A 22,114-nucleotide genomic window follows, 5' to 3' on the forward strand; every position below is an offset into this window, starting at 1 on the left:
GGATGGCTTCAGACACCGCAATTGACCCAATTCGAGACGGCGACCGTCGCCGTGCCAGTCTTCCAGCAAGGCCCGCGCCACAGCCGCTGTTTTACAGCAGGACGAGGGTGGCGAGGCCGAGGAAGATCAGGAAACCAAAGAAATCGGTCGTGGCCGTGACAAACACCGCCGAAGAGACGGCCGGGTCGAACTTGAGCCGTGACAGGGTCAGCGGGGTCAGGACGCCGACGGTGGCGGCGACGATCAGGTTCAGCACCATGGCTGTCGAAATGACCGCCCCGATCCGCCAGTCGCCCGACCAGAGGCCGGCGGCCACACCGATCAACGGCGACAGCACCAGGCCGTTCGCCACGCCGACGGCGATCTCGCGCCAGAAGGTCCGCACCGAGTTCGAGCGGTTGAGTTCGCGCGTGGCAAGTGCGCGGACAGTAACGGTCAGCGACTGGGTGCCGGCATTGCCGCCGATGGCCGACACGATCGGCATCAGCACCGCCAGGGCGATGATCTGCTCGATGGTCGCCCCGAACCAGGAGATGACGCTGGCCCCCAGGACGGCCGTGCCGAGGTTGATGGCCAGCCAGGGCACCCGGCCCCGCACGATCTCGGAGATGGACGAGCCGCGGTCCTCGTCGGACACACCGGCCAGGCGCAGGATGTCCTCGCGGTTCTCTTCCTGGATGATGTTGACGATGTCATCGACGGTGATCTGGCCGACCAGACGCCCGGCCGAGTCGATCACCGGCGCCGAGATCAGGTGATACTTCTCGAAGACATAGGCGACCTCTTCCTGGTCCTGATCGACGGCGATCTCGTTGATCGGCTCCATCAGGTCGGTGAGGGCGGCGCTGCGTGGGGCGCGCAGCAGCTGGCTGACGGCGACGCCGCCGACGGGCCGGTTCAGAGGATCGACGACATAGATGTCGAAGAACAGCTCGGGCAGTTCCTCGCCCTGGGCGCGGACGTGGTCGATGGTGTCGCCGACGCTCCAGAACTGGGGCGCCGCCATCACCTCGCGCTGCATCAGGCGGCCGGCGGAGTCCTCGGCATAGCCCAGGCTGCTCTCGATCGCGGCCCGGTCCAGATCCGGCATGGCGGCCAGCACGCGTTCGCGGCGGTCGTCCTCGAGGTCCTCGACCACGGCGGCGGCGTCGTCGGAGTCCAGCTCCTGCAGCGCCTCGGCCAGGGTCAGGTGCGGGACGCGCTCCAGCACCTCCTCGCGGATACCGTCGTCCAGCTCGGGCAGGGTGGCGGCCAACAGTTCGGGCGGCAGCCACAGCACGACCACGCCCCGGTGCTCGACCGTCAGGAAGCCCATCAGATCGGCGACGTCGGCGGGGTGCAGGTCTTCCAGCAGGCCGCGCAGCCGCAGGCCATCGCCGTCGTCGGCGGCATCGACCACCTTTTCGACGAAGCCCGCCGTCAGGACATAGTCTTCGTCGAGCGCGACGTGCTCGATTTCGTCGTTGGAGGCGGACGGCAGGGGGGCGTCTGCGGTGGTAATCACGCGTCGTCCTCCCCTGTTTTCGATCAGCTAGCTGCCGATGTTTCGTCCTTTAGAGTCGATGGTGCGGTCGAGAAGACTCGAACTTCCACGGGTTGCCCCACAGCGACCTCAACGCTGCGCGTCTACCAATTCCGCCACGACCGCTCGCATCGGAGCGGGGGCGATAGCGCAGGTCGCGGGGAAAGGGAAGGGGGCATCGTCAGTCCGGGGCCGACCCTTCGGCCTTGTCCGCACCTGGCGCACGGGCGGCGGAACGTCGGCACCCGGTCCACGTTTGGTGGTCCGACAGCAGGGCATCTCGCGAAGAACGGAATATCATGAAAATTCACCTCACCGTGGCTTCTACCCTCGCGCTCTCGGTCGCACTGGCCGGGCCGGTCCTGGCGGCCGATCAGGATCGCGGAAACGGCAATGGCAACGGCAACGGCCGGGGCCAGCAGGCGCGGGCCGAACGGACCCAGGACCAGCCGGGCAACGGCAACCGCGAGACGCCAGGGCGCGGCAACGGCAAGGCGCGAGGCGACGACCGCGGCGCGCCACAGGGTCGGGGCAACGGCAATGCAGCGACGCCCTCCGACCGTGCTGACAATCGTGGAAACGGGCGTGATCGCGAGTCGGGGCTGCGCCCGGAAATCCGGAATGGAGGTGGTGCGGTTGATCGCGACGATCGCCGCACCACGGTTGTCGTGGGTCGGGATGACCGGTCCGAGCCGGTCCTGTCCCTGTTTCGCGGTGATCGCTACGACAGCCGGACCGTGATGCAGGGCTGCCCGCCGGGACTGGCGAAAAAGAACAACGGCTGCCTGCCGCCGGGACAGGCGCGGCAGATGCGGCGTGACGCGTCGGGCCGGTATGACGGCTACTGGCTGCGCGGAGACGACCGTTATCGCTATGACGACGGCTATATGTATCGGTACGACCGGAACGGCGGCCTGAGCGGATGGCTTCCGGCGCTGGGTGGCGCGCTTGGGCTCGGCAACGTCTGGCCCCAGCAGTACAGCTATCAGCCGGCCCCGCAGTACTACAGCCAGTATTACGGGCTGAACGACCGGTACAACTATCGCTATGCGGACGGCGTTCTGTACGGCGTGGACCCGCAGACGCAGGCCATCCAGCAAGTCGCCGCCCTGCTGACCGGGCAGCCGTGGACCGTCGGACAGGCCATGCCGCAGGGCTATGACGTCTATAACGTGCCCTATGACTATCGCGGCCAGTATGCCGACAGTCCGCAGTCCTGGTACCGGTACAGCGACGGCTATGTCTATCAGGTCGATCCGACCACCCGGCTGGTCCAGGCCGTCATTCAGTTGTTGGCCTAGGGCCGGGGAGAGCCATCATGCGCAATCGTCTTCAAACTCTGATGCTGTCCGCCGCCGTTCTGGGCGTGGCCGGCCTGTCGCTGGCGGCCTGTGACCCGGCGCCCGAGGCAGAAACGCCCGGGGCCGAGGTCGCCTCGACGCGATCCGATGCCACCCTGACCGCCGCACTGGGCGATCAGACCGAGGCGGCGGGATTCCGCGACGTGCTGGACAACTCCGGTCTCGCCACCGCGCTCGAGGGCGTCGGGCCCTATACGGTGTTCGCGCCTACGGATGCGGCCCTGGGCGCCGATGTCGACGGGCTGAAGGCCGAGGCCATGTCTGCCGAGGCTGCGGCCCTGGTCCGCGCCCACATCGTGCCGGGCTCGCTGGGCCGGGCGGACATCAATGCCGCCATCGACGCCTCCGGGAACGATCAGGCGCAGATGCGGACCATGGGCGACGACATGCTGACCTTCACTCGCGACGGCGAGACGATCGTCGTCACGGCCTCGGATGGCGCTTCCGCGCGTCTGTCCGGGGCCGAGGTTCAGGCCAGCAATGGCGTGATCCAGCCGATTGATGCGGTGCTGGTGAAGACGGAGGCGGCCGAGTAGCGCCGCCTGCCGCGGGTCAGGCCGAGCCGGCCATGAAGTCGTAGACGTCGGCGGGGCGGGTGACAGTGATGGCGATGCGGTCGTCGCTGATCGAAATCTCGCCGCGCGCGATCGGGTGGTTGTTGGCCAGGATCCAGACTTCGTCCGACTCGGTCGCGTTCAGCGGGATGACGGCGCCCCGGCCCATCTTCAGCAGTTGGGACATGGGCAGCACGGAGCGGCCGAGGACGACGGAGATTTCGACATCGACGGCGTTGATCTGACTCATGACGGACTCGGGCTTACTGGATGGCGCTTGCATGGGGACCCCCATCCGCCACATTGGGGGGGTCATGCTTTCCCAAGCCTTAAGCTCTGCCGATTCGCCGCTGCGGCGCGCCGATTCCCGACCCGTCGAATGGGTCGTGTCGCCGGGCTATGCCGACTATCCGGCGGCGGAGGCGGCGATGGAGGCGCGCGTGGCGGCGATCCACGCCGGTGAGGCCGGCGAGCGGGTATGGCTGCTGGAGCATCCCGCGCTTTATACCGCCGGGGTCTCGGCAAAGGACGAGGACCTGATCGACGCCCGCTTTCCGGTGCACAGGACGGGCCGGGGCGGGCAGTTCACCTATCACGGGCCAGGCCAGCGAGTGGGCTATGTGATGCTGAACCTGGCCGAGCGAGGGCGCGATGTGCGCGGACTGGTGCGCGGGCTGGAGCGCTGGATCATCGGGGCCCTGGCCGAGTTCGGCGTCGAGGGCGAGGTCAAGGACGGCCGGGTCGGCGTCTGGGTCACGCGCAAGGGGCCCGGATGGTCGCGCGAGGACAAGATCGCCGCCATCGGGGTCAAGGTGCGCAAATGGGTCAGCTTCCACGGCATCAGCCTGAATGTGGAGCCGGATCTGGACCATTTCGGCGGTATTGTGCCCTGCGGCATCCGCGAGCACGGCGTCACCAGCCTGCACGACCTGGGCATTCTGGCGACCATGGACGAGGTCGATGCGGCGCTGAAAATCAGCTTTGAGCGTCAATTTGGACCAACCGTCGCAGGGCAACCTTAACCTTGGTGTGCCAACCTCCCCAAGAATCAGGGGGTTGAGATCGGTTTCATGTCTTCGCTGGCGGCACTTTCTTCTCTTCCGGACGATCTGGTCGATGCCAGCACATTCTTCGACGTGTCGCTCGACATGCTGTGCATCCGCGACCTGGAGGGCCGGGTCGTCAAGGTCAGCCGCTCGTGGGAAACGACACTGGGCTGGAGCCCCGAGGAGCTTGAAGGCAAGCCCCTGCTGAGGCTGCTGCATCCCGACGACAGGCCCTGCACCCAGGTGACGGTCAACCAGGTCGAGGATCTGGCCTCGGGCGGCTTCGTCAGCGGTTTCGTCAATCGCTATCGCCACAAGGACGGCAGCTATCGCCAGCTGGAATGGCAGGCCCGCCGATATGGCGGCAAGATCTATGCCGTGGCGCGGGACGTCACGGGGCGCGAGGCCGCGCACAGGGAACTGGAGGCCGCCAAAGCCGCCGCCGAGGCCGCCAGCCAGGCCAAGACCGACTTTCTGGCCAATATGAGCCACGAGATCCGCACCCCGCTGAACGGCGTCATCGGCCTGATCGGGGCGCTGCAGGCCGACGACCTGACGCCGCGACAGCGCGAACTGGTCGACCTGATCGCCCAGTCGGGCGAGAGCCTGGAGCGGCTGGTGTCCGACATTCTGGACGTCTCCAAGGTCGAGGCCGGCCAGCTGGAAATCGTGCCGGTCGACATGGACCTGCTGGACGAGCTGGAGCCCGCCCTCGCCACGGCCCGGGCGAAGGCCGAGGCCCGGGACCTGACCTTTACCGTTACCGTCGGCCAAACGGCGCGGGGCCGGTTTCTGGCCGACGCCGGGCGCATCCGGCAGGTGCTGACCAATCTGCTGTCCAATGCGGTGAAGTTCACCCAGGAGGGTGAGGTCGCCGTGTTGATCGACATCGAGGACGACACGCCGGAGCCGGAGGTCAGCCAGCTGACCCTGGTCGTCACCGATACGGGCGTCGGCTTTGACGCCTCGGCCGGCCAGGGCCTGTTCGAACGCTTCACCCAGGCGGACGCCACCATCACCCGGCGATTCGGGGGGACGGGTCTGGGCCTGTCCATCTGCCGGGCCCTGAGCGAGATGATGGGCGGCGACATTCGCGCGGTCTCGACCCCCGGCCAGGGCAGCACCTTTACCGTGACCCTGCCGCTGTGCCGCACGCGGTCGCTGGAGGTCTATGACGCCGGCAAGGCGGCGCATGAGGCCAAGGCCCAACTGGAGCCGCTGAGCCCCCTGCGGGCCTCGGGCGATGCCCCGGTCCGGGTGCTGCTGGCGGAGGATCACCCGGTCAACCAGCGGGTGGTCGAGGCCATGCTGGCCGGGCAGCCCTATGATCTGACCATCGTCGAGAACGGTGCCCTGGCGGTCGAGGCCGTGGCCTGTGGCGCCTTCGACGTGGTGCTGATGGATATGCAGATGCCGGTCATGGACGGCCTGGCCGCCACCCGCGCCATTCGCGCCGCCGAAGCCGCCCGGGCGGCGGCGGCCGGACAGGCGCCCCGCCGCCTGCCGATCCTGATGCTGAGTGCCAATGCCATGCCCCAGCATCTGGACCAGGCCCGGGACGCCGGCGCCGACCGGCACGTGTCCAAGCCCGTCACGCCCACGACCCTGCTGGGGGCGCTGGAAGCGGCGGTGCGGGCGCACCTGCCTGCATGACGGCGGTCCCGATCAGCGGCGGGGTGGTTCATGACCTGCCGGATGATCTGGGCGCGGCCCTGGCGTCCGACGCCGCAGCCCTGGAGACCTGGGAAGACATTACGCCGCTGGCCCGCAACGAGTGGATCTGCTGGACCATCTCGGTGAAGAAGGCCGAGACCAGGGACAAACACGTGGCCCGGGCGCTCGAGGATCTCGCCGCGGGCAAGCGCCGACCGTGCTGCTGGCCGGGTTGCCCACACCGGGAGCGGAGCGGCAGACCCGCCTGACCCAGCCGTGCGGCGTCCGCGCGCGACGCGATTTCGTCATTCGATGGGGCGTTTGGGGGAGAGCAGGTTCTCCTCGCCGGACGCGCGGCGTTCGGCCTCGATGGTCCGGTCGATGTGGTCGTCGGGGCGGACAGACGGGGCGGGGGCGAGGCGGCTGTCGGCCGGTGCGCCGGTGCGGCGTCGGGCCGGGAGGGCCTCAGCCCTGGACGGGGCAGGGGCGCCCGGGCGCAGCAGGTCCGGCATATGGTCGATGCGCAGGCGATAGATGGGCTCGGGCAGGGTGAAGCCCGCCGCCTCGATCGCCATCTTGGTCGCGCGGATGGCGGCGCTTCGGGCCTTGAGGAAGTCGGCGTCGGCCTGATCGATCCAGCCCATGAATTTCAGCACGATATTGCTGTCGCCGACCGTGACGATGACCCCGGACGGCTCGGGGTCCGCGAGGATGAAGTCGAGGGCCGCCAGCGTCGACACACCGACCTTGATGGCGGCTTCGGGGTCGTCCTCGGCGTCGACGCCCAGCTCGAACTCCATCCGCCGCTGCGGGTTGCGCGTGTAGTTCAGGATGACCGCCCGGAAGACCATCATATTGGGGATGCGCAGGTGGTTGCCGTCCAGCGTCATCAGCACGGTGGCGCGCGAGGTCAGGCGCACGACCTTGCCCTCCTGACCGTCGATGACGACGTGATCATTGGCCCGGAACGGCTGGCGCAGGCTGAGCATGATGCTGGAGATGTAGTTTTCCAGGGTGTCGCGCAGGGCAAAGCCGACGGCGATGCCCAGCACCCCGGCCCCGCCCAGCACGGTGCCCATCAGGGCGGTGGCGCCCAGCAGGTTGAGGGCCAGCACAATCCCGACGATCAGGCTGAGGGCCCGCACCAGCTGCGCCAGCAGGTCACCGACGAAGGGATTGGACGTCAGGCCGCGCCAGAACCGGTTGAACGACGCCGCCCACCAGCCCAGCCCCACGCAGGCCGCGACGATCAGCAGGCTGAGCAGCAGCAGCGGGCCGCTGTCGAGGGTCGACTGCCACAGGGCCGTCAGCTGCTGCAGGAAGGGGGACACCCGCTCGCCCAGCTGGACGCTGGCCTCGATCTCGTTGCGCACGGCCACCACGCCCTCGACGCGGCCGGCGATCGCCTCGGCGCGATCCAGATCGCTGCGGTCGGCCACGACGCCGTCCAGGGTGACCACCCCTTCGGCCACTTGCACCTGAACGGCGGACAGGCTGTCCAGCTGGGCGAAGATGCGGCTGAGGCGCGAGGCGATGGCGTCGTCGGAGCCGGCATCGCTGTCAACGCGGATCGCCGGGGGATCCTGAGCCGGCGCGGGCGTCTGGCCCCAGGCCGGCCCGCCCGCCGTGGCCAGCCCGGCCACAAGCATCAGACAGGCGGCCAGAAAGGCGCGGAAACAGTTGGCTGTCATGTGCTTGGTCCCGGAAACGTCGTGACGGGCATGCTGGCAGCCATGGGCGATGCTGTCACGGGAAACGGCCGATTTGATCGCGCGTCGAGGGCTGGCGCCCGCGGGCGGCCCCTCTGGTCCGCCTGCCTCGACTTCTGGCATAAGGCGCGCCGCGCAGGCTTGGCCGCGCGTCGGTCTGCGAGCGGGTCATGAGCGCCTTTCACCATGTGCTGGTCAACAATCTGGTGGCCAACATCATCAACTTCACGGTGTGGTTCGCCCTGACCTTCTGGGTGTTTCTTGAGACGCGCTCGGTGTTCGCCACCGGGATGATCGCGGGCCTGTATCTGGTGCTAACGGCGGGGCTGGCCTTCTGGTTCGGCAGCCTGGTGGACCATCATCGCAAGAAGAAGGTCATGCTGGCGTCCAGCCTGGTGTCGCTGGGGCTGTACGGCGTGTCGTTCGGGGTGCTGACCGTCGCGCCGGACGGGGCGATGGCCGAGGTGGGAAGCCTCTGGCTGTGGACCTTTATCGGGGTGGTGATGCTGGGCGTGATTGCCGGGAACATCCGTTCCATCGCCCTGCCGACGCTGGTGACGGCGCTGGTTGCAGAGGACCGCCGCGACCGGGCCAATGGACTGGTCGGCATGGTGACCGGGATCGGCTTTCTGACCACCTCGGTGATCAGTGGTCTGCTGGTCGCCTGGGCCGGGATGGAAGGGGCGCTGGTGTTCGCCCTGGCGCTGATCGTGCCGGTGTTCCTGCACCTGCGGTTCGTGCCGGTGGATGAGCCGGACCCGGCGGTGCTGCGGGCCGAGGCGGGGCAGAGCGGACCGGCAAAGGTGGATATCCGCGGGACGATCAAGGTGATCGCGGTGGTACCGGGACTGTTCGCCCTGATCCTGTTTGCGACCTTCAACAACTTCCTCGGCGGCGTGTTCATGGCCCTGATGGATGCCTATGGGCTGTCCTGATGCCGGTCGAGGCCTGGGGCTTCTTCTGGGCCGGGGTGTCGACGGCCTTCATCCTGAGCGGGATCGTCATCTCGCGGACGGGGCTGGGGAAGAATCCGCTGCGCACCCTGATGATCGTCAATCTGATCTGCTGGGTGGTGGCGGCGCTGTTCACCATCCAGTCGTCGATCGTGCTGCTGGCGATCGGCTGTTTCATGTGGATGCTGCTGAGCCCCTATGCCGAGGCGGCCGAGCATACGACGCTGCAGAAGGTGGTGCCGTTCGAGCGGCAGGGGCGGGTGTTCGGCTTTGCCCAGTCGGTGGAGCAGGCGGCCTCGCCCCTGACCGCCTTCATGATCGCGCCTTTGGCCCAGTTCGTCTTCATCCCGCTGATGACCGACGGCTGGGGCGCCGACCTGATCGGCGACTGGTACGGGCGCGGGCCTGAGCGGGGTATGGCGCTGGTGTTCACCGTGGCCGGCGTGCTGGGCCTGATCGCCACGGTGATCGCCTGGAACTCGCGCTATTTCCGCCAGCTGTCGGCGGCGTATGCGAGGGGGACGAAGGCCGAGCCGGTCGAGGGCTGAGCCCTATTCGAACTCGACCAGCACGTCGTCGGCGGCGACGGGGTCACCGGCCTTGGCGCCCACGGTTTTGACGACGCCGTCGCGTTCCGCCTTGAGGATGTTCTGCATCTTCATGGCTTCGATGATGGCGACGGTTTCGCCCTCCTTGACCTCTTGCCCCATGGTGACGGGCACGGCGACGACCAGGCCCGGCATGGGGGACTGGATCAGCTTGGAGGTGTCGGGTGGGACCTTCTCGGGCAGGCGGGCATAGAGCTCGGCATGGCGGGGCGACAGCACGCGGACGCGGGCGCGCATAGCCCGGTGGCGGATGGTGAAGCCGTCGGGCACGCGGGAGACCTCGGCCGTGAACGGCGTGTCGTCCAGCCGGGCGCGGAACTGGGCCAGGCCCGGTGACCAGTCGATCTCGGACAGGACCAGGGTGCGCTCTTCGTCCGGCAGGGTGATGGCCAGGTTCTCGTCGTCATCGACCGCGAGGCTGGCCGAGACGGTTTCGCCGCCGACCAGGACGGTCCAGTCGGCGCGGGCGTCGGGGTCGCCGGACTGTTCGACCTGGACGGCCTTCATGGCCAGGCTTGAGGCCAGCATCACGTCGCGGCCAAAGCCGGCCACGGGCGTACCGTTGAAGCCGTCGGGGAATTCGTCGGTGATGTAGCGGGTGGTCAGGGCACCGGAGCGGAAGCGCTCCTGATCCATGACAGCGGCGAGGAAGGGCACATTGTGGCCGACGCCCTCGAGGTGGGTGTCCTCCAGCGCGCGGGCCATGCCGTCGATGGCAGCCTCGCGCGTTTCGCCCCAGGTGCACAGCTTGGCGATCATGGGGTCGTAGAACATGCTGATCTCGTCGCCCTCGCGGACGCCGGAATCGTTGCGGACCAGATAGCCGTCCTGCTCGCCCTCGCGGGGCTGATCATAGCGGACCAGACGGCCGATCGACGGCAGGAAGCCGCGGTACGGGTCCTCGGCATAGATGCGGCTCTCGATCGCCCAGCCGCGGATCTTGAGGTCCTTCTGGGTGATGTTCAGCTCGTCGCCCCAGGCCGAGCGGATCATCTGTTCGACCAGATCGACGCCGGTGATCAGCTCGGTCACCGGGTGCTCGACCTGCAGCCGGGTGTTCATCTCGAGGAAGTAGAAGCTCTTGTCCTGACCGGCGACGAACTCGACCGTTCCCGCACTGTCGTAGTTTACGGCCTTGGCGAGGGCGATAGCCTGTTCGCCCATGGCCTTGCGGGTCTTGTCGTCGAGCAGGGGGGAGGGGGCCTCCTCGATGACCTTCTGATTGCGGCGCTGGATCGAGCACTCGCGCTCGAACAGATGGACGACGTTGCCGTGCTTGTCGCCCATCACCTGGATCTCGATGTGGCGCGGGTTCTCGATGAACTTCTCGAGGAAGACCCGGTCGTCGCCGAAGGCGGATTTGGCCTCGGCCTTCACCGAAGAGAAGCCGTCGGCCATGTCGGCATCGGAGTGGGCGACGCGGATGCCCTTGCCGCCACCGCCGGCCGAGGCCTTGATCATGATCGGATAGCCGATCTCGTGGGCGATGCGGACGGCTTCTTCGGGCGTTTCGATCAGGCCCATATGGCCGGGCACCGTCGAGACACCGGCCTCGGCGGCCAGCTTCTTGGAGCTGATCTTGTCGCCCATGGCGTCGATGGCTTCGGGATTGGGGCCGATGAAGGCGATACCCTCGTCACGCAGGCGGCGGGCGAAGCCGGCGTTCTCGCTGAGGAAGCCAAAGCCGGGGTGCACCGCTTCTGCGCCGGTTTGTCGCACAGCGTCGACGATGCGGTCGGCCAGCAGATAGGACTCGGACGCGGGAGCCGGTCCGATCAGCACGGCCTCATCCGCCATCTCGACGGCCAGCGAGCCCGCGTCGGCCTCGGAATAGACCTGCACCGTCTGAATGCCCATGCGGCGGCAGGTCTTGATGATACGGACGGCGATCTCGCCCCGGTTGGCGATCAGAATCTTGGCAAACATTCCCGGTTCCATCGACATCGCCGGTTGTGGGAGATCAACGCACTGTGATCTGACCTTGAGGCGACGGCCCCGATTAGGCCGTGATCCGGTGCGAGTAAACCGGCTTACGGACCGGGGGGTTCGCTTGATCGGCGTTCGGGGTTGGCAAGCCCCTGCCTGATCGGCTTTAACGTCCGGGTATCTCCCCTGACACGACCACTGGAGCCTTAAGTATGACGTTCAGACCGTACGCCGCCTTTACGGCCGCGGCCCTCGCCATTACCGCCACGACCTCGGTCGCGGCCCAGGACTTCCGGGCGCTCGCCTCGCAGGACCTGGTCACTGCCCAGCAGGAGATTCGCGAGAATCACCCGGCGCTGGTGGCCGGTGGCCCCGAAGCGGCGGCCTTCCGCAGCTATCTGGATACCGGCCTTGCCGAGGCCCAGGCTCTGATCGGCCAGGTCAACAGCGGCGACAGCCACGCCTATCTGATGCGCTATTTCGCAGCGGGTTTCCGGGATTCGAACCTGCGTATCACCCCGACCTTCGACCTGTTGGGCCCGTATTTCGCGACCAGCTGGGCCGGCATCGCCACCGGCTGGCGTGACGGCAAATATGTCGTGACCTACGTCGCTGACGGCGTGCGCCGTGGTCCGGCGATCGGCTCGGTCGTGACCGAGTGCAATGGCATTCCGATCGAGGAATTCGCCATGGAGAAGCTGGACCGCTGGGAAGGCGACCTGACCACTGAGGCCGGTCGCGTGCGTTCGGCGCCCTATCTGCTGTGGAACCGCAACAACCCGTTCACGCGCGGTGTGCCGCAAACCTGCAAATTCCAGGACGGCCGTCGCCGCGCCCGGGATTTCGACCTTCGGATTCAGCCGGTCAGCCCGGCGGCCATGGAAACGGCCTATCGCGCGACCGTCTATATGCCCGGCGACGTGCCGCTGGCCATCGAGCAGGTCAACGGCCGCCCGTGGGTGCACGCCCATTCGCTGAGCGAGGACGCTGACTGGGCCGCCTTCAACGCCAGCATCGTGGCCCAGGCGGATGCCCTGCGCGGACCGCAAGGGTTTGTGCTGGACCTGCGTGGCGCCAACGGGTCGGAGTTTACCTCGACCCGTCGTGCCTATGGTCTGGTCAACCGCATCTGGACGCCGGAGTTCACCGTCAGCCGCCAGCCGGTGGCCGGGAATGTGACCTATCGCGCCAGTCAGGATAACCGCGACTGGTACGCAGAGACGCTCGCCCGCATGGAGGCCGATCCGCTGTTCGTCGAGGATAACCCCGAGATCATCGAAGAGACCCGCGGCATCGTCGAAGCCTTCGACAGCGCCCTGGCTGCCGGTCAGGAGAGCTTCTCGCTGCCGGGCCGTGAGCCCGTAGCGGACACCGGCGCGCCCAACCCTGTGCAGGGACCGGTGATCGTGCTGGTCGATGCCGGGTGTGCCGGCGGCTGCCTCGACGTGCTGGACCTGCTGGTCAATCTGCCGAACGTGCGTATCGCCGGATCGACCACGGCCGAAGACTCGATCTTCGTGGAGCCGACCGTGCTGCGCCTGCCGTCGAACTATGCGGACCTGACCTATGGCCACAAGGCCTGGACGGCCCGCGAGCGGGGCAACAACGAGCCGCACCAGCCGGCCGAAGGCCTGCGCTACACCGGCAACCCGGCCGATGAGGCCGCGGTCCGCACCTGGGTGTCGAGCCTCTTCGGGGGTTGAACCCAGACTGAGTGATGAGGATTGGGCCGGTCGGGGTGGGAACCTCGGCCGGCCCTTCCTATATCTGGCGCATGACCCAGATGACCTCTGCCTCCGGCTTTGACCTGACCCCGCCCGATGACGACCAGCGCGAGCGCCTGATCGCCGACCTGGACCCCGAGGCCGAGCGCATCCTGCTGGCGCACGGGACCGAGGCGCCCTTCTGTGGGGGGCTGCTGGATGAAAAGCGGGCCGGGGTGTTCTGCTGCCGGCTGTGTGGCCTGCCGCTGTTCCAGACCAGGACCAAGTTCGAGAGCGGTACCGGCTGGCCCAGTTTCGACCGGCCGTATGATCCGGCCCATATCCGCGAGATCCGCGATACCTCCTACGGCATGGTGCGGATCGAGACGCGCTGCGCCCGCTGTGACGGCCATCAGGGCCATGTCTTTCCGGACGGGCCTCCGCCGACCGGGCTGCGCTACTGCATCAATTCCGCGGCTCTCAGTTTCGTGCCGGAGGGCGAGCCCCTGCCGGATCCGATGGGGCGCGGCGAAGCGGTCGCCTGACCCTGAACACATTTGACACTGAGGGTGGGCGATCACGGCAGGCGCTGTTGCCGCCCGCCCGGATACAGGGGAAGATCGCGTAATGATCAGTTTGATGGCAGGTGTCGCCCTCCTGGCTCTGGGCGTCCCCGATCCCCAGGATCCGGATGAGACCATCCGCACGGCCACGGTGCCGGGCGTATCGGCCGAGGCCGTGGCGGCGGAAGGTGAGGCGGCGGCTGAGGCCGAAGCCCCGACCCTGATCGTGGAGCAGGATCCGGAGCCCCACGGCCTGACCACCGATCAGCAAATCAGCCGCTGGATGGCGGCCGCACCGGCGGTGTCGCCCGGTGCCGATGCCGCCTATGACGGACCGATCAATGGGATTGCCTGGGACAACGAGCGGCGTGTGCGCGGCGAATTCAGCGTCGGTGTCGGCACCGAAGGGTATCGCCAGTACGGGGCCTCGGTCTCGGTGCCTCTGGGCGAGAGCGGCCAGCTGGACCTGCACTACAGCCAGGTCAAGAACGGCTATCCGGCCTATGGCGCCTATGGGTACGGCTATGATCCCGACTGGATGGACCCCGCGATCACGCCCTGGCGGTCGGAGGTGGGCCTTGAGCCCATCGACGCGCGGACGGCCAGTCGGCCGGTCCGCTCGCGCGCCTGGATGCCCGACAACAGATGATTGACGGTGGCCGACAGGCCGGCGGCTCTGCAATTGCGCGAACAGAAAAGGCCCGGTCCAGAGACCGGGCCTTCGAGGCGAGCAGCCATAGGTGCTAGGGTTCGAACGGCCCGCAATTGCACCACGGCAGATAGCTTTCGACGAAGTAAGGCGACGTCCGTCCAGTGCGGTAAACCTTCCGGTCGCAATCGATGTAAACGGTACCTATCTCTTCGGTCATACTCGCGTCGGAGTAATAGGTGCGATCGACAATCTGCGGGCACGGGAGATTGCTTCCGGACTGTGCGGCACTCCCGGCCAGTACGCAGCCGAGCAAGCTGATGGAGAACAAGGCAATACGCATCGAAACCTCCTGGATCAGTCGTTGATCCAAGGAGCCTATACCCGTTATGCGCGATGTCAATTCCGGGCGGCCTCAGGAGCCGCGTCGAACGCAAGAGCTTCTTGCAGTGGTGCCGCCGGGGGGAATCGAACCCACGACCTCAGCCTTACCAAGGATGCGCTCTACCACTGAGCTACGGCGGCCAAATCTGAGGAACCGGGCGTATAGCCAAAGCGCGGTGCGGGCGAAAGCCCCTAAACGCAATCTCTTGCCGAAAAGCGCGTTCAGTGGTCGATGGGCGGCATGAGTGAACCGGACGACATCAGGGCGCGGCCCCCGACGCAGGGGGCAAAGCCCGACCGCGAGGCCCGGCTGGCGCAGGCGCTGCGGGCCAATCTGAAGCGGCGCAAACAGGCGGGGCGGGCGCAGGCTCCTGTGGCTGCGGCTGAAACCGGGTCTGACGAAGAAAGCTGAGGATCGCCGCGCCCGGCCCTTTCATCCGGGGGGCGGGTCGCGCTAGATAACCGGTCCCCCCGCAGCGCGATCAGGTGCCGGCGGCCAGGCATCAGGATCGACATGGACAGTATTGCCATCCGCAGCGGCAACACCCTGAACGGCAGCATCCCCATCAGCGGGGCCAAGAATTCGGCGTTGAAGCTGATGGCGGCCTCGATCCTGACCGACCAGCCGCTGCGCCTGACCAATATGCCGCGACTGGCCGATACGCGATTCCTGGGTCAGCTGTTGCGCCAGCTGGGCGTCGAGGTCACCGAGACCGGCAAAGCCGGCGCGCAGCAGACGCTGTTCCATGCGCCCGAGATCACCTCGACCTTTGCCCCGTATGATCTGGTTCGCCAGATGCGGGCTTCGTTCAATGTGCTCGGGCCGCTGCTGGCCCGGACGGGCGAGGCGCGGGTGTCGTTGCCGGGCGGTTGCACGATCGGGGCGCGACCGGTGGACCTGCACCTCATGGCGCTGAAGGCGTTGGGGGCCGAGATCGAGCTGGAAGAGGGCTATGTCGAGGCCCGGGCGCCCGGCGGACTGAAGGGGGCCGAGATCACCTTCCCGTTCGTGTCCGTGGGCGCGACCGAGCATGCGCTGCTGGCGGCCGTGCTGGCCGAGGGCACGACGGTGCTGAACAATGCCGCGCGCGAGCCCGAGATCGGCGACCTGGCCCGCTGCCTGATGGCCATGGGGGCGAAGGTCGAGGGCATCGATACCCACACCCTGACCATCACCGGCGTGACCTCGCTGGGCGGGGCTGAGTGGCCGGTGATCGCCGACCGCATCGAGATGGGCACCTATGCGGTGGCCGCGGCCATGACGGGCGGGGATGTGACCCTGACCGGCAGCCGGCCCGGGCTGATGACCGCCCTGACGGCCAAGATGCGCGAGAGCGGCGTGGACGTCACCGAGACGGAAGACGGCGTGCGGGTGCGGCGCGACCCGGCGGTGCGGCTGAAGGCCGTCGATGTCACGACCGAGGTCTATCCGGGCTTTGCCACCGATCTGCAGGCGCAGTTCATGGCGCTGATGACCACGGCCGAGGGCGAGAGCCGCATCCACGAGAACATCTTCGAGAACCGCTTCATGCACGCGCCCGAGTTGATGCGGCTGGGCGCCGACATCGCCGTCCATGGCGGCGAGGCGGTGGTGACGGGGGTCGAGCGCCTGCGCGGGGCGCCGGTCATGGCCACCGACCTGCGCGCCTCGGTCAGTCTGGTGATCGCCGGACTGGTGGCCGAGGACGAGACCACCATCGGCCGGGTCTATCACCTGGATCGCGGGTTCGAACGGCTGGAGGAAAAGCTGGGCCGTTGCGGGGCTGATATCTGCCGGATCAAGGACGACGGGCATGAGCACTGAGACAGATGCCCTGACACCGCCCCAGCCGGACACGCCGCCCGAGCCGCTGCGCCTGCTGGCCGTGGATGTCGAGGATCTGCAATTTGTATCGGCTGCCTTGCAGGATGCGATCCTGCGGCCCATCGACATTGTCTGGGAACGGTCGAGCCGGCAGGTGACCCTGACGCTAAGCCGCTTCTGCTGGGAGTGCGGGGGCACGCGGGTGATGGCGGCCATGCAGTTCGGAGACGTCATCGCGGTCAAGAGCCGGCAACTGCCGCGTGGGCCCGAACAGGCGCTCGAGCTGCTGGCCCTGCATTTCGAACCGGCCGAGGCGCCGTCGGGTCAGGTCTATATGATGTTTGCCGGGGGCGGGGATCTGCGGATCGACGTTGAATGCCTGGACGTGGTGCTGGCCGATCTGTCGGATCGCTGGCCCGCCCGGGAAAAGCCCAGCCACCCCGAAGTGGACGATGCGGTGGAGCCGGCATGACCGAGACCCGCCCGGACACCGAACGGCTGGCCTCGGTCGAGCTGGACGCGGCGACCCTGCCGGCGGCGACCGCCGAGATCGAGCACGAGCGGCGGGTGGCCATCTTTGATCTGGTCGAGCGCAATGTGTTCAGCCCGGCGGGCGCGCCCGGCGGACCCTATGCCCTGAAACTGTCGCTGCAGGACAGCAAGCTGGTGTTCGATGTGGCCGGCCCGGATCATGCGCGGACCCATGTGCTGTCGCTGACGCCGCTGAAGGGCGTGCTGCGCGATTATCTCATGATCTGCGACAGCTATTATGAGGCGCTGCGTGGATCGTCGCCCAGCCAGATCGAGTCGGTCGACATGGGCCGCCGGGGCCTGCACAACGAGGGGGCGGAGACGCTGAAGGCCCGGCTGGACGGCAAGATCGACATGGATCACGAGACCTCGCGCCGGCTGTTCACCCTGGTCTGCGCCCTCTATCGGCGGTGAAGCGCGGGCCGCACGGCCCGGGGAACTCGACTTTTCGGCAATTCTGGTGCATTAGCCCCGCTCTTTTCGGCATATGCGCTCCGCCCGGCGCGTGTGTCAGACGTTTTCCCAGGGTGTGAGAGGCCGCATGGCTAAGGAAGAACTGCTCGAGTTTCCCGGTACGGTCAGCGAACTGCTGCCGAACGCCACGTTCCGCGTGACGCTCGAGAACGACCACGAGATCATCGCCCACACCGCAGGCAAGATGCGCAAGAACCGCATCCGCGTGCTGGCCGGCGACAAGGTGCTGGTCGAAATGACCCCCTACGACCTGACCAAGGGTCGCATCACCTACCGCTTCAAGTAGGGCCGGACGGGATGGCCCGTCCTGAGCTCATCCTGGCTTCGGCCAGTCCGCGTCGGCGTGAGTTGTTGGTCCAGGTCGGGATCGTCCCGGACCGGGTGGAGCCCGCCGACATCGACGAAACCCCCCTGAAATCCGAAACCCCGGCGCAGCTGGCGGATCGCCTGGCCCGGTCCAAGGCGGCGGTGGTTGCGGAACGGCACCCCGGCGCCGTGGTGTTGGCCGCCGACACGGTTGTGTCGCTGGGCCGACGCTTTCTGGAAAAGGCGGCGGATGGCGAAGAGGCCGCGCGCTTTCTGCGGCTGCTGTCGGGGCGCAATCACCGGGTTCATACGGGGGTGGCCGTGGCCCATGCGGGCCGCATCTCCGTGCGAGTGGTCGAGACGCGCGTCACGCTGAAGGTGCTGAGCGAGGCCGAGATCGCCGCCTATGTCGCCACCGGTGACTGGCAGGGCAAGGCCGGGGCCTATGGAATTCAGGGGCCGGCGGGGGCGTTCGTGCGCCGGATCGTCGGCAGCCACCCGGCGGTCATGGGCCTGCCCCTCTATGAGACCGTCAGCCTGCTGGAAGGCGTCGGGTACCGGCGCGGGTGAGCGGCCTTGTGACATTTCTGGACGACGGCCCGGGCGAGACCTGGGGCGTCGTGTGCCGCGAGGGAGAGCCCCGGCAGATATTCTACGCGCGCGAGGGCGAGGCGGCGGCGAATCGGCTCGGCGCTGAAAGCGTGGGCCGGGTCACGGCTCTGCTGCCGGGCGCCGGCGGGGCCTTTGTCGATCTGGGCGCAGGGGAGCCGTTCGGCTTTCTGGCCAAGGGGCAGGGGGCGGTCGGACAGGCGGTGCGGGTCACGGTTTCGGCAGAACCGCGAGGCGGAAAGGGCCCGGCCCTGACGCTGAAGGGCAAGGGGGAGGGGGCGCCCCGCCTGCTGAAGCCCGGTCCAGCGATTCCGGAATGGTTGGCCCGCGCAGCGCCGGGTGTGGAGCCGGACACCGGCGCCGCGGCGATCGAGGCCGTGCGCGAGGCGCGCGAGGCGGCGCTGGCTGTTGAGGTGACCGCCGGGGGGCTGAATGTCGCCGTCGAGCGCACCCGGGCGCTGGTCGCGGTGGATCTGGACTTTGCGGGCACACCCGGCCGGGACGGCGGCAAGGCGCGAGAGGCGGCGAATCGGCTGGGATTGAGTCTTGCAGCGCGGCGGATTGCCCTGAAGCGGTGGGCCGGCCTGGTCGCGATTGATCTGATCGGCACGTCCCAGCCCCCAGAACCGATTCTGAGCGCGGCGCGGAATGCGTTTCCCGACACCGGTGTCACATTCGGGCCACTGAGCCGGTTTGGCCTGTTGCAGCTGTCGCTGCCGTGGCGGCAGACGCCGATCGAGGAGGCGCTGTTCGGCGTGAAGGGCGAGCACGCGCGCCGCACCCGACAGATCGACGCCGTGCGCGATCTGCGTCATGCGGTGGAGACCCGCCGCTCCGCCCCATGGATCAGCCTGATCGTGCCGGACGTTGAAGTCGGAGAGATGACGGGGCTGGTCGCCGGACTGGGACCACGGGCGCGCCTGGTCAGCGAGGCCGGGCGTCACCCCGGCACCTATAAGATACGAGAGAGTTGACCATGGCTAACTGCCCGATCTGTAAGAAAAATTCTAAACATCCGGACTATAGACCGTTTTGTTCAAAACGCTGTTCTGACGTGGATTTGCAGCGCTGGCTGGGCGGCGTCTATGTGCTTCCGGGCGAGCCCGTGGATGACCTGTCGCAGGACGACCGCGAGGACGGATAGAGAGTTTGTCTGAGGACGCTGGACACCCCGCATCCGCTCGCCTATAGACCCCGCTCCCGCCCGCCGGAGCGCGCCTGGGTAGCTCAGTTGGTAGAGCAGCGGATTGAAAATCCGCGTGTCGGTGGTTCGAATCCGCCCCCAGGCACCACTTCCCTGCAACCGGCCGGGGAAGGAAATTCCAGATATCATGAAAATGTCGCTTTCTGGCGAAAGGTTGTGCCTCAACAACAGGCGTTCTCGCGCCGGGGGAAAAGCACCTTCGCGCACTTGACGCTCTGGTATGCGTTCGCCAAAGGGAGCGTGACTGCTTTCTTTGGGTGGGGTCGTCAGAGGGTTTCGGACCGAGGTTCGAAGGCATCTGTCACCGACACCGGTTCCATTTGGCAACCGGTCGCATCCGAAGGCGTTTCGATGGCGGACCCCCGGGTTCGACATCGAGAAGTCAGAATTTAAACTGGGGTACGACCGCTGGGGTCGGGTCCTTTAGGGTTTCATGGTCAGACCACAACGCAGGAACTGGCGAACTATGCGCGATAGCAAAAAGACGAACATCCTCCTCGCAATGGCCGGCGCTGCCGTCCTCTTCGCGAGCTCGCCGGTCCTGGCGCAGGAAACCGAGGCTCCGGCCCCGGCGACCGCCGAGGCCACCACTGAAGCTCCGGCGACTGACGCCGCTGCGGTAGCCCCCGCTGACGAAGCCGCCACGGACGAAGCTGCCGGCGGTCACGGCGGTGAGTCGCTGACCCCCATCAAGATGTTCATGGACTCGGGCATCGTCGTTAAGGTCGTTATGATCGGCCTGCTGATCGCCTCGATCTTCACCTGGGTCATCCTGATCATCAAAATGATGGAGTTCGGCGGTCTGAACTCGAAGACCAACCGCTTCCTGGAAAGCTTCCGCGGCGCCCGCTCCATCGCGGACATGCGCAAGATCGCGACCTCGGACGAGTTCGACGGCAACCCGCTGGCCGATATGGCCGCCGCGGCCACCGAAGAAGTCGAACTGTCGCGTCAGGCGGGCCTGTCGGTCACCGGTGAGCACCGCGATGCGGCCATCACCCGCGCCTCGACGGCCGTTGCCGCCGTGCAAGCGGGTCTGGCCGGACGCCTTTCGGGCGGCCAGCAGTTCCTGGCCTCGACCGGCTCGACCGCCCCGTTCGTGGGTCTGTTCGGTACGGTTTACGGGGTTATGAACTCCTTCATCGGTATCGCCGAGTCGAACACCACCAACCTGGCCGTCGTCGCCCCCGGTATCGCCGAGGCGCTGCTGGCCACGGGTATCGGTCTGTTCGCGGCTATCCCGGCGGTTATCTTCTATAACTACTTCAACACCCGCATCTCGGCCTACGGCACCCGTTCGGACGGCTTCGCGGCTGAACTGCTCAACGCCATCTCGCGTCAGCTCGACAAGGGAGCGTAAGCCTCATGGCCGCGAAACTCTCAGGAGGCGGCGGCGGAAAGTATCACGTCGAGCAGAACGCAGAGATCAACGTCACGCCTTTCGTTGATATCATGCTGGTTCTCCTCATCATCTTCATGGTGGCCGCGCCTTTGGCCACCGTGTCGATCGAGGTGAAACTGCCCACCGCCGCAGCTGAACCACAGCCGAACCCGCCCACGCCGGTGTACATTTCCATCCAAGAAGGTGGCAGGGTGTACATCGGTGACGACCGGACCACGGTGAGTGAGATTGGCGACAATCTCCGCTACCTGATCCGGACGCGGAACCCCGAGGAAGAGCGTATCTTCATCCGTGCTGACCAGACGACGCGCTATGGCGATTTCATGCAGGTTATGAATGCCCTGCAGGACAATGGCTTCTACAGCGTCGCCCTGGTCGGCGAAGATAACGCACCAGAGTAAAGGACGGGCGACATGACCGATACACCCGTTGAGTACCATCGCAGTCGCTATGACGCCCCGAAGAAAAAGGGCTTCATGGGGGTGTCGATCGGGGTCTGGATTGTTGTTCTGATTGTGGTGACCATCCTGTTCGGGGTGCTGCTCTACTTCGTCGACAAGTCCAGGTTCGAGCTCAAGATTCCGGACTACACGGATGACTCCGTGCAGGTGGATCTGATCGATCCGATCCCGCCGCCGCCGCCGCCGCCGCCGCCGCCGCCTCCGCCTCCGACGGATCAGCCGCCGCCGCCGAAGCTGCAGCCGCGTGAGCCGGCACCGAGCCCCATGGCTCCGCCGGTGACCCTGCCGATCCCGCCCGTGGCCAAGGAAGACCGTCAGGAATACACCGGACCTCCGGTGAACATCCCCGGTCCGCCGCCGCCGCCGGCTCCGCCGGCGCCGCCCAGGCCTTCGGTGATCACCAACCCGACCTGGTCGCGTATGCCCCAGCCGACGGAAAGGGACTTCCCTGATCGCGCGCTGAGCACGGGCACCAGCGGTGTGGCGACGGTCCGTTGTACGGCTCAGGCCAACGGCCGACCGACCAACTGCCAGGTGGTGTCGGAAAGCCCCTCTGGATATGGCTTTGGCCGCGCGGCGGTCCGGGTCGTCCAGCGCGGCGAACTGTCACCTCGCACCGTGGATGGTGCTGCGGAGAACGCGACGTTCAACGTGACCATCCGCTTCCCGATCGCCAACTAAGGCCGGGTAGA

The 22,114-nt window shown here is 67.1% G+C and carries 26 protein-coding genes and 3 tRNA genes; 22 read left to right on the plus strand and 7 right to left on the minus strand.

The window, feature by feature from the left end; all coding sequences use genetic code 11:
• Positions 1-91: 91 nt before the first annotated feature.
• Complete coding sequence (gene mgtE, locus V7672_RS13805; protein WP_335625152.1) at positions 92-1,504, minus strand: magnesium transporter; 1,413 nt, start codon at positions 1,502-1,504, stop codon at positions 92-94.
• Positions 1,505-1,563: 59 nt separating this feature from the next.
• Positions 1,564-1,648 (minus strand) — tRNA-Leu (locus V7672_RS13810).
• A gap of 173 nt (positions 1,649-1,821) precedes the next feature.
• Between V7672_RS13810 and V7672_RS13815 the strand changes: the two genes are divergently transcribed.
• The gene (locus V7672_RS13815; RefSeq protein ID WP_335625153.1) at positions 1,822-2,823 is read left to right on the plus strand and encodes a hypothetical protein; all 1,002 of its coding nucleotides are present in this window, start codon (positions 1,822-1,824) and stop codon (positions 2,821-2,823) included.
• Between the two features lie 17 nt (positions 2,824-2,840).
• On the plus strand, positions 2,841-3,419 hold the full coding sequence (locus V7672_RS13820) for a fasciclin domain-containing protein (RefSeq protein ID WP_335625154.1): 579 nt from the start codon (positions 2,841-2,843) through the stop codon (positions 3,417-3,419).
• A 16-nt stretch (positions 3,420-3,435) separates the two neighbouring features.
• Here V7672_RS13820 and V7672_RS13825 read toward each other — a convergent pair whose 3' ends face one another.
• A complete protein-coding gene (locus tag V7672_RS13825; RefSeq protein ID WP_442889511.1) occupies positions 3,436-3,741 on the minus strand; it encodes a FliM/FliN family flagellar motor switch protein in 306 nt (101 codons plus the stop codon).
• A gap of 10 nt (positions 3,742-3,751) precedes the next feature.
• On the opposite strand from V7672_RS13825, the gene lipB reads away from it, so the two are divergent.
• The 3 genes from lipB to V7672_RS13840 are packed head-to-tail and all read left to right on the plus strand — an operon-like array spanning position 3,752 to position 6,405.
• A complete protein-coding gene (gene lipB / locus V7672_RS13830) occupies positions 3,752-4,459 on the plus strand; it encodes a lipoyl(octanoyl) transferase LipB (protein ID WP_335625155.1) in 708 nt (235 codons plus the stop codon).
• A 48-nt stretch (positions 4,460-4,507) separates the two neighbouring features.
• On the plus strand, positions 4,508-6,136 hold the full coding sequence (locus tag V7672_RS13835) for an ATP-binding protein (protein WP_335625156.1): 1,629 nt from the start codon (positions 4,508-4,510) through the stop codon (positions 6,134-6,136).
• Positions 6,133-6,405 carry a YdeI/OmpD-associated family protein gene (locus V7672_RS13840; RefSeq protein ID WP_335625157.1) on the plus strand — a complete coding sequence of 91 codons (273 nt, stop codon included), beginning with the start codon at positions 6,133-6,135 and terminating at the stop codon, positions 6,403-6,405. Before V7672_RS13835 ends, V7672_RS13840 begins: the two co-directional genes overlap by 4 nt.
• 36 nt (positions 6,406-6,441) lie before the next feature.
• Here the strand turns inward: V7672_RS13840 and V7672_RS13845 are convergent, their stop codons facing one another.
• The gene (locus tag V7672_RS13845) at positions 6,442-7,827 is read right to left on the minus strand and encodes a mechanosensitive ion channel family protein (RefSeq protein WP_335625158.1); all 1,386 of its coding nucleotides are present in this window, start codon (positions 7,825-7,827) and stop codon (positions 6,442-6,444) included.
• Between the two features lie 188 nt (positions 7,828-8,015).
• Between V7672_RS13845 and V7672_RS13850 the strand changes: the two genes are divergently transcribed.
• Together V7672_RS13850 and V7672_RS13855 are read left to right on the plus strand one after the other, a co-directional pair.
• Complete coding sequence (locus V7672_RS13850) at positions 8,016-8,780, plus strand: MFS transporter (RefSeq protein WP_335625159.1); 765 nt, start codon at positions 8,016-8,018, stop codon at positions 8,778-8,780.
• Complete coding sequence (locus V7672_RS13855) at positions 8,780-9,346, plus strand: hypothetical protein (protein ID WP_335625160.1); 567 nt, start codon at positions 8,780-8,782, stop codon at positions 9,344-9,346. Before V7672_RS13850 ends, V7672_RS13855 begins: the two co-directional genes overlap by 1 nt.
• 3 nt (positions 9,347-9,349) lie before the next feature.
• On the opposite strand, the gene V7672_RS13860 is transcribed toward V7672_RS13855, so the two are convergent.
• Positions 9,350-11,332, minus strand: a complete 1,983-nt coding sequence (locus V7672_RS13860; protein ID WP_335625161.1) for an acetyl/propionyl/methylcrotonyl-CoA carboxylase subunit alpha — start codon at positions 11,330-11,332, stop codon at positions 9,350-9,352.
• A 212-nt stretch (positions 11,333-11,544) separates the two neighbouring features.
• Here V7672_RS13860 and V7672_RS13865 point away from each other — a divergent pair, with 212 nt between their 5' ends.
• The 3 genes from V7672_RS13865 to V7672_RS13875 all read left to right on the plus strand — a co-directional run bounded on the left by V7672_RS13865 (position 11,545) and on the right by V7672_RS13875 (position 14,247).
• Complete coding sequence (locus tag V7672_RS13865) at positions 11,545-13,035, plus strand: hypothetical protein (protein ID WP_335625162.1); 1,491 nt, start codon at positions 11,545-11,547, stop codon at positions 13,033-13,035.
• 71 nt (positions 13,036-13,106) lie between these two features.
• Complete coding sequence (gene msrB, locus V7672_RS13870) at positions 13,107-13,580, plus strand: peptide-methionine (R)-S-oxide reductase MsrB (RefSeq protein ID WP_335625189.1); 474 nt, start codon at positions 13,107-13,109, stop codon at positions 13,578-13,580.
• Between the two features lie 82 nt (positions 13,581-13,662).
• A complete protein-coding gene (locus V7672_RS13875; RefSeq protein WP_335625163.1) occupies positions 13,663-14,247 on the plus strand; it encodes a hypothetical protein in 585 nt (194 codons plus the stop codon).
• A gap of 94 nt (positions 14,248-14,341) precedes the next feature.
• On the opposite strand, the gene V7672_RS13880 is transcribed toward V7672_RS13875, so the two are convergent.
• Positions 14,342-14,590 carry a DUF6289 family protein gene (locus V7672_RS13880; RefSeq protein ID WP_335625164.1) on the minus strand — a complete coding sequence of 83 codons (249 nt, stop codon included), beginning with the start codon at positions 14,588-14,590 and terminating at the stop codon, positions 14,342-14,344.
• Between the two features lie 107 nt (positions 14,591-14,697).
• Positions 14,698-14,772: transfer RNA gene (locus V7672_RS13885), tRNA-Thr, on the minus strand.
• 100 nt (positions 14,773-14,872) lie between these two features.
• On the opposite strand from V7672_RS13885, the gene V7672_RS13890 reads away from it, so the two are divergent.
• The 12 genes from V7672_RS13890 to V7672_RS13945 all read left to right on the plus strand — a co-directional run bounded on the left by V7672_RS13890 (position 14,873) and on the right by V7672_RS13945 (position 22,103).
• Positions 14,873-15,043 carry a hypothetical protein gene (locus tag V7672_RS13890; protein WP_335625165.1) on the plus strand — a complete coding sequence of 57 codons (171 nt, stop codon included), beginning with the start codon at positions 14,873-14,875 and terminating at the stop codon, positions 15,041-15,043.
• 102 nt (positions 15,044-15,145) lie between these two features.
• The gene (gene murA / locus V7672_RS13895; protein ID WP_335625166.1) at positions 15,146-16,435 is read left to right on the plus strand and encodes a UDP-N-acetylglucosamine 1-carboxyvinyltransferase; all 1,290 of its coding nucleotides are present in this window, start codon (positions 15,146-15,148) and stop codon (positions 16,433-16,435) included.
• Entirely contained in the window at positions 16,425-16,907 is a 483-nt protein-coding gene (locus tag V7672_RS13900; protein ID WP_335625167.1) for a DUF2948 family protein, read from the plus strand. Before murA ends, V7672_RS13900 begins: the two co-directional genes overlap by 11 nt.
• Complete coding sequence (locus tag V7672_RS13905) at positions 16,904-17,380, plus strand: UPF0262 family protein (RefSeq protein WP_335625168.1); 477 nt, start codon at positions 16,904-16,906, stop codon at positions 17,378-17,380. Before V7672_RS13900 ends, V7672_RS13905 begins: the two co-directional genes overlap by 4 nt.
• 127 nt (positions 17,381-17,507) lie before the next feature.
• Positions 17,508-17,726: a translation initiation factor IF-1 gene (gene infA, locus V7672_RS13910; protein ID WP_008261544.1), complete on the plus strand. Its 219-nt coding sequence runs from the start codon at positions 17,508-17,510 to the stop codon at positions 17,724-17,726.
• 11 nt (positions 17,727-17,737) lie between these two features.
• On the plus strand, positions 17,738-18,316 hold the full coding sequence (locus V7672_RS13915) for a Maf family protein (protein WP_335625169.1): 579 nt from the start codon (positions 17,738-17,740) through the stop codon (positions 18,314-18,316).
• A gap of 8 nt (positions 18,317-18,324) precedes the next feature.
• Positions 18,325-19,329, plus strand: coding sequence for an RNA-binding protein (locus V7672_RS13920; RefSeq protein ID WP_335625170.1), 1,005 nt, complete (start codon positions 18,325-18,327; stop codon positions 19,327-19,329).
• 2 nt (positions 19,330-19,331) lie between these two features.
• A complete protein-coding gene (locus V7672_RS13925) occupies positions 19,332-19,499 on the plus strand; it encodes a DNA gyrase inhibitor YacG (RefSeq protein ID WP_335625171.1) in 168 nt (55 codons plus the stop codon).
• 72 nt (positions 19,500-19,571) lie between these two features.
• Positions 19,572-19,647, plus strand: a tRNA-Phe gene (locus tag V7672_RS13930).
• 378 nt (positions 19,648-20,025) lie between these two features.
• Positions 20,026-20,919: a tonB-system energizer ExbB gene (exbB, locus tag V7672_RS13935; protein WP_335625172.1), complete on the plus strand. Its 894-nt coding sequence runs from the start codon at positions 20,026-20,028 to the stop codon at positions 20,917-20,919.
• A 5-nt stretch (positions 20,920-20,924) separates the two neighbouring features.
• Positions 20,925-21,362, plus strand: a complete 438-nt coding sequence (locus V7672_RS13940) for a biopolymer transporter ExbD (RefSeq protein ID WP_335625173.1) — start codon at positions 20,925-20,927, stop codon at positions 21,360-21,362.
• Positions 21,363-21,374: 12 nt separating this feature from the next.
• Entirely contained in the window at positions 21,375-22,103 is a 729-nt protein-coding gene (locus V7672_RS13945; protein ID WP_335625174.1) for an energy transducer TonB, read from the plus strand.
• Positions 22,104-22,114 lie beyond the last annotated feature (11 nt).

The organism is Brevundimonas sp., assembly GCF_036963785.1.
GTDB lineage: Bacteria > Pseudomonadota > Alphaproteobacteria > Caulobacterales > Caulobacteraceae > Brevundimonas.

Coding starts and splice junctions, on each gene's coding strand:
- exbB (WP_335625172.1), top strand. CDS start 20,026: ATGCGCGATAGCAAAAAGACGAACATCCTCCTCGCAATGGCCGGCGCT.
- murA (WP_335625166.1), top strand. CDS start 15,146: ATGGACAGTATTGCCATCCGCAGCGGCAACACCCTGAACGGCAGCATC.
- V7672_RS13825 (WP_442889511.1), bottom strand. CDS start 3,741: ATGTGGCGGATGGGGGTCCCCATGCAAGCGCCATCCAGTAAGCCCGAG.
- V7672_RS13875 (WP_335625163.1), top strand. CDS start 13,663: ATGATCAGTTTGATGGCAGGTGTCGCCCTCCTGGCTCTGGGCGTCCCC.
- V7672_RS13860 (WP_335625161.1), bottom strand. CDS start 11,332: ATGTTTGCCAAGATTCTGATCGCCAACCGGGGCGAGATCGCCGTCCGT.
- V7672_RS13845 (WP_335625158.1), bottom strand. CDS start 7,827: ATGACAGCCAACTGTTTCCGCGCCTTTCTGGCCGCCTGTCTGATGCTT.
- infA (WP_008261544.1), top strand. CDS start 17,508: ATGGCTAAGGAAGAACTGCTCGAGTTTCCCGGTACGGTCAGCGAACTG.
- V7672_RS13905 (WP_335625168.1), top strand. CDS start 16,904: ATGACCGAGACCCGCCCGGACACCGAACGGCTGGCCTCGGTCGAGCTG.
- V7672_RS13820 (WP_335625154.1), top strand. CDS start 2,841: ATGCGCAATCGTCTTCAAACTCTGATGCTGTCCGCCGCCGTTCTGGGC.
- V7672_RS13880 (WP_335625164.1), bottom strand. CDS start 14,590: ATGCGTATTGCCTTGTTCTCCATCAGCTTGCTCGGCTGCGTACTGGCC.
- V7672_RS13840 (WP_335625157.1), top strand. CDS start 6,133: ATGACGGCGGTCCCGATCAGCGGCGGGGTGGTTCATGACCTGCCGGAT.
- V7672_RS13915 (WP_335625169.1), top strand. CDS start 17,738: ATGGCCCGTCCTGAGCTCATCCTGGCTTCGGCCAGTCCGCGTCGGCGT.
- V7672_RS13855 (WP_335625160.1), top strand. CDS start 8,780: ATGCCGGTCGAGGCCTGGGGCTTCTTCTGGGCCGGGGTGTCGACGGCC.
- lipB (WP_335625155.1), top strand. CDS start 3,752: ATGCTTTCCCAAGCCTTAAGCTCTGCCGATTCGCCGCTGCGGCGCGCC.
- V7672_RS13900 (WP_335625167.1), top strand. CDS start 16,425: ATGAGCACTGAGACAGATGCCCTGACACCGCCCCAGCCGGACACGCCG.
- V7672_RS13815 (WP_335625153.1), top strand. CDS start 1,822: ATGAAAATTCACCTCACCGTGGCTTCTACCCTCGCGCTCTCGGTCGCA.
- V7672_RS13890 (WP_335625165.1), top strand. CDS start 14,873: ATGAGTGAACCGGACGACATCAGGGCGCGGCCCCCGACGCAGGGGGCA.
- V7672_RS13850 (WP_335625159.1), top strand. CDS start 8,016: ATGAGCGCCTTTCACCATGTGCTGGTCAACAATCTGGTGGCCAACATC.
- V7672_RS13835 (WP_335625156.1), top strand. CDS start 4,508: ATGTCTTCGCTGGCGGCACTTTCTTCTCTTCCGGACGATCTGGTCGAT.
- V7672_RS13925 (WP_335625171.1), top strand. CDS start 19,332: ATGGCTAACTGCCCGATCTGTAAGAAAAATTCTAAACATCCGGACTAT.
- V7672_RS13940 (WP_335625173.1), top strand. CDS start 20,925: ATGGCCGCGAAACTCTCAGGAGGCGGCGGCGGAAAGTATCACGTCGAG.
- V7672_RS13945 (WP_335625174.1), top strand. CDS start 21,375: ATGACCGATACACCCGTTGAGTACCATCGCAGTCGCTATGACGCCCCG.
- msrB (WP_335625189.1), top strand. CDS start 13,107: ATGACCCAGATGACCTCTGCCTCCGGCTTTGACCTGACCCCGCCCGAT.
- V7672_RS13865 (WP_335625162.1), top strand. CDS start 11,545: ATGACGTTCAGACCGTACGCCGCCTTTACGGCCGCGGCCCTCGCCATT.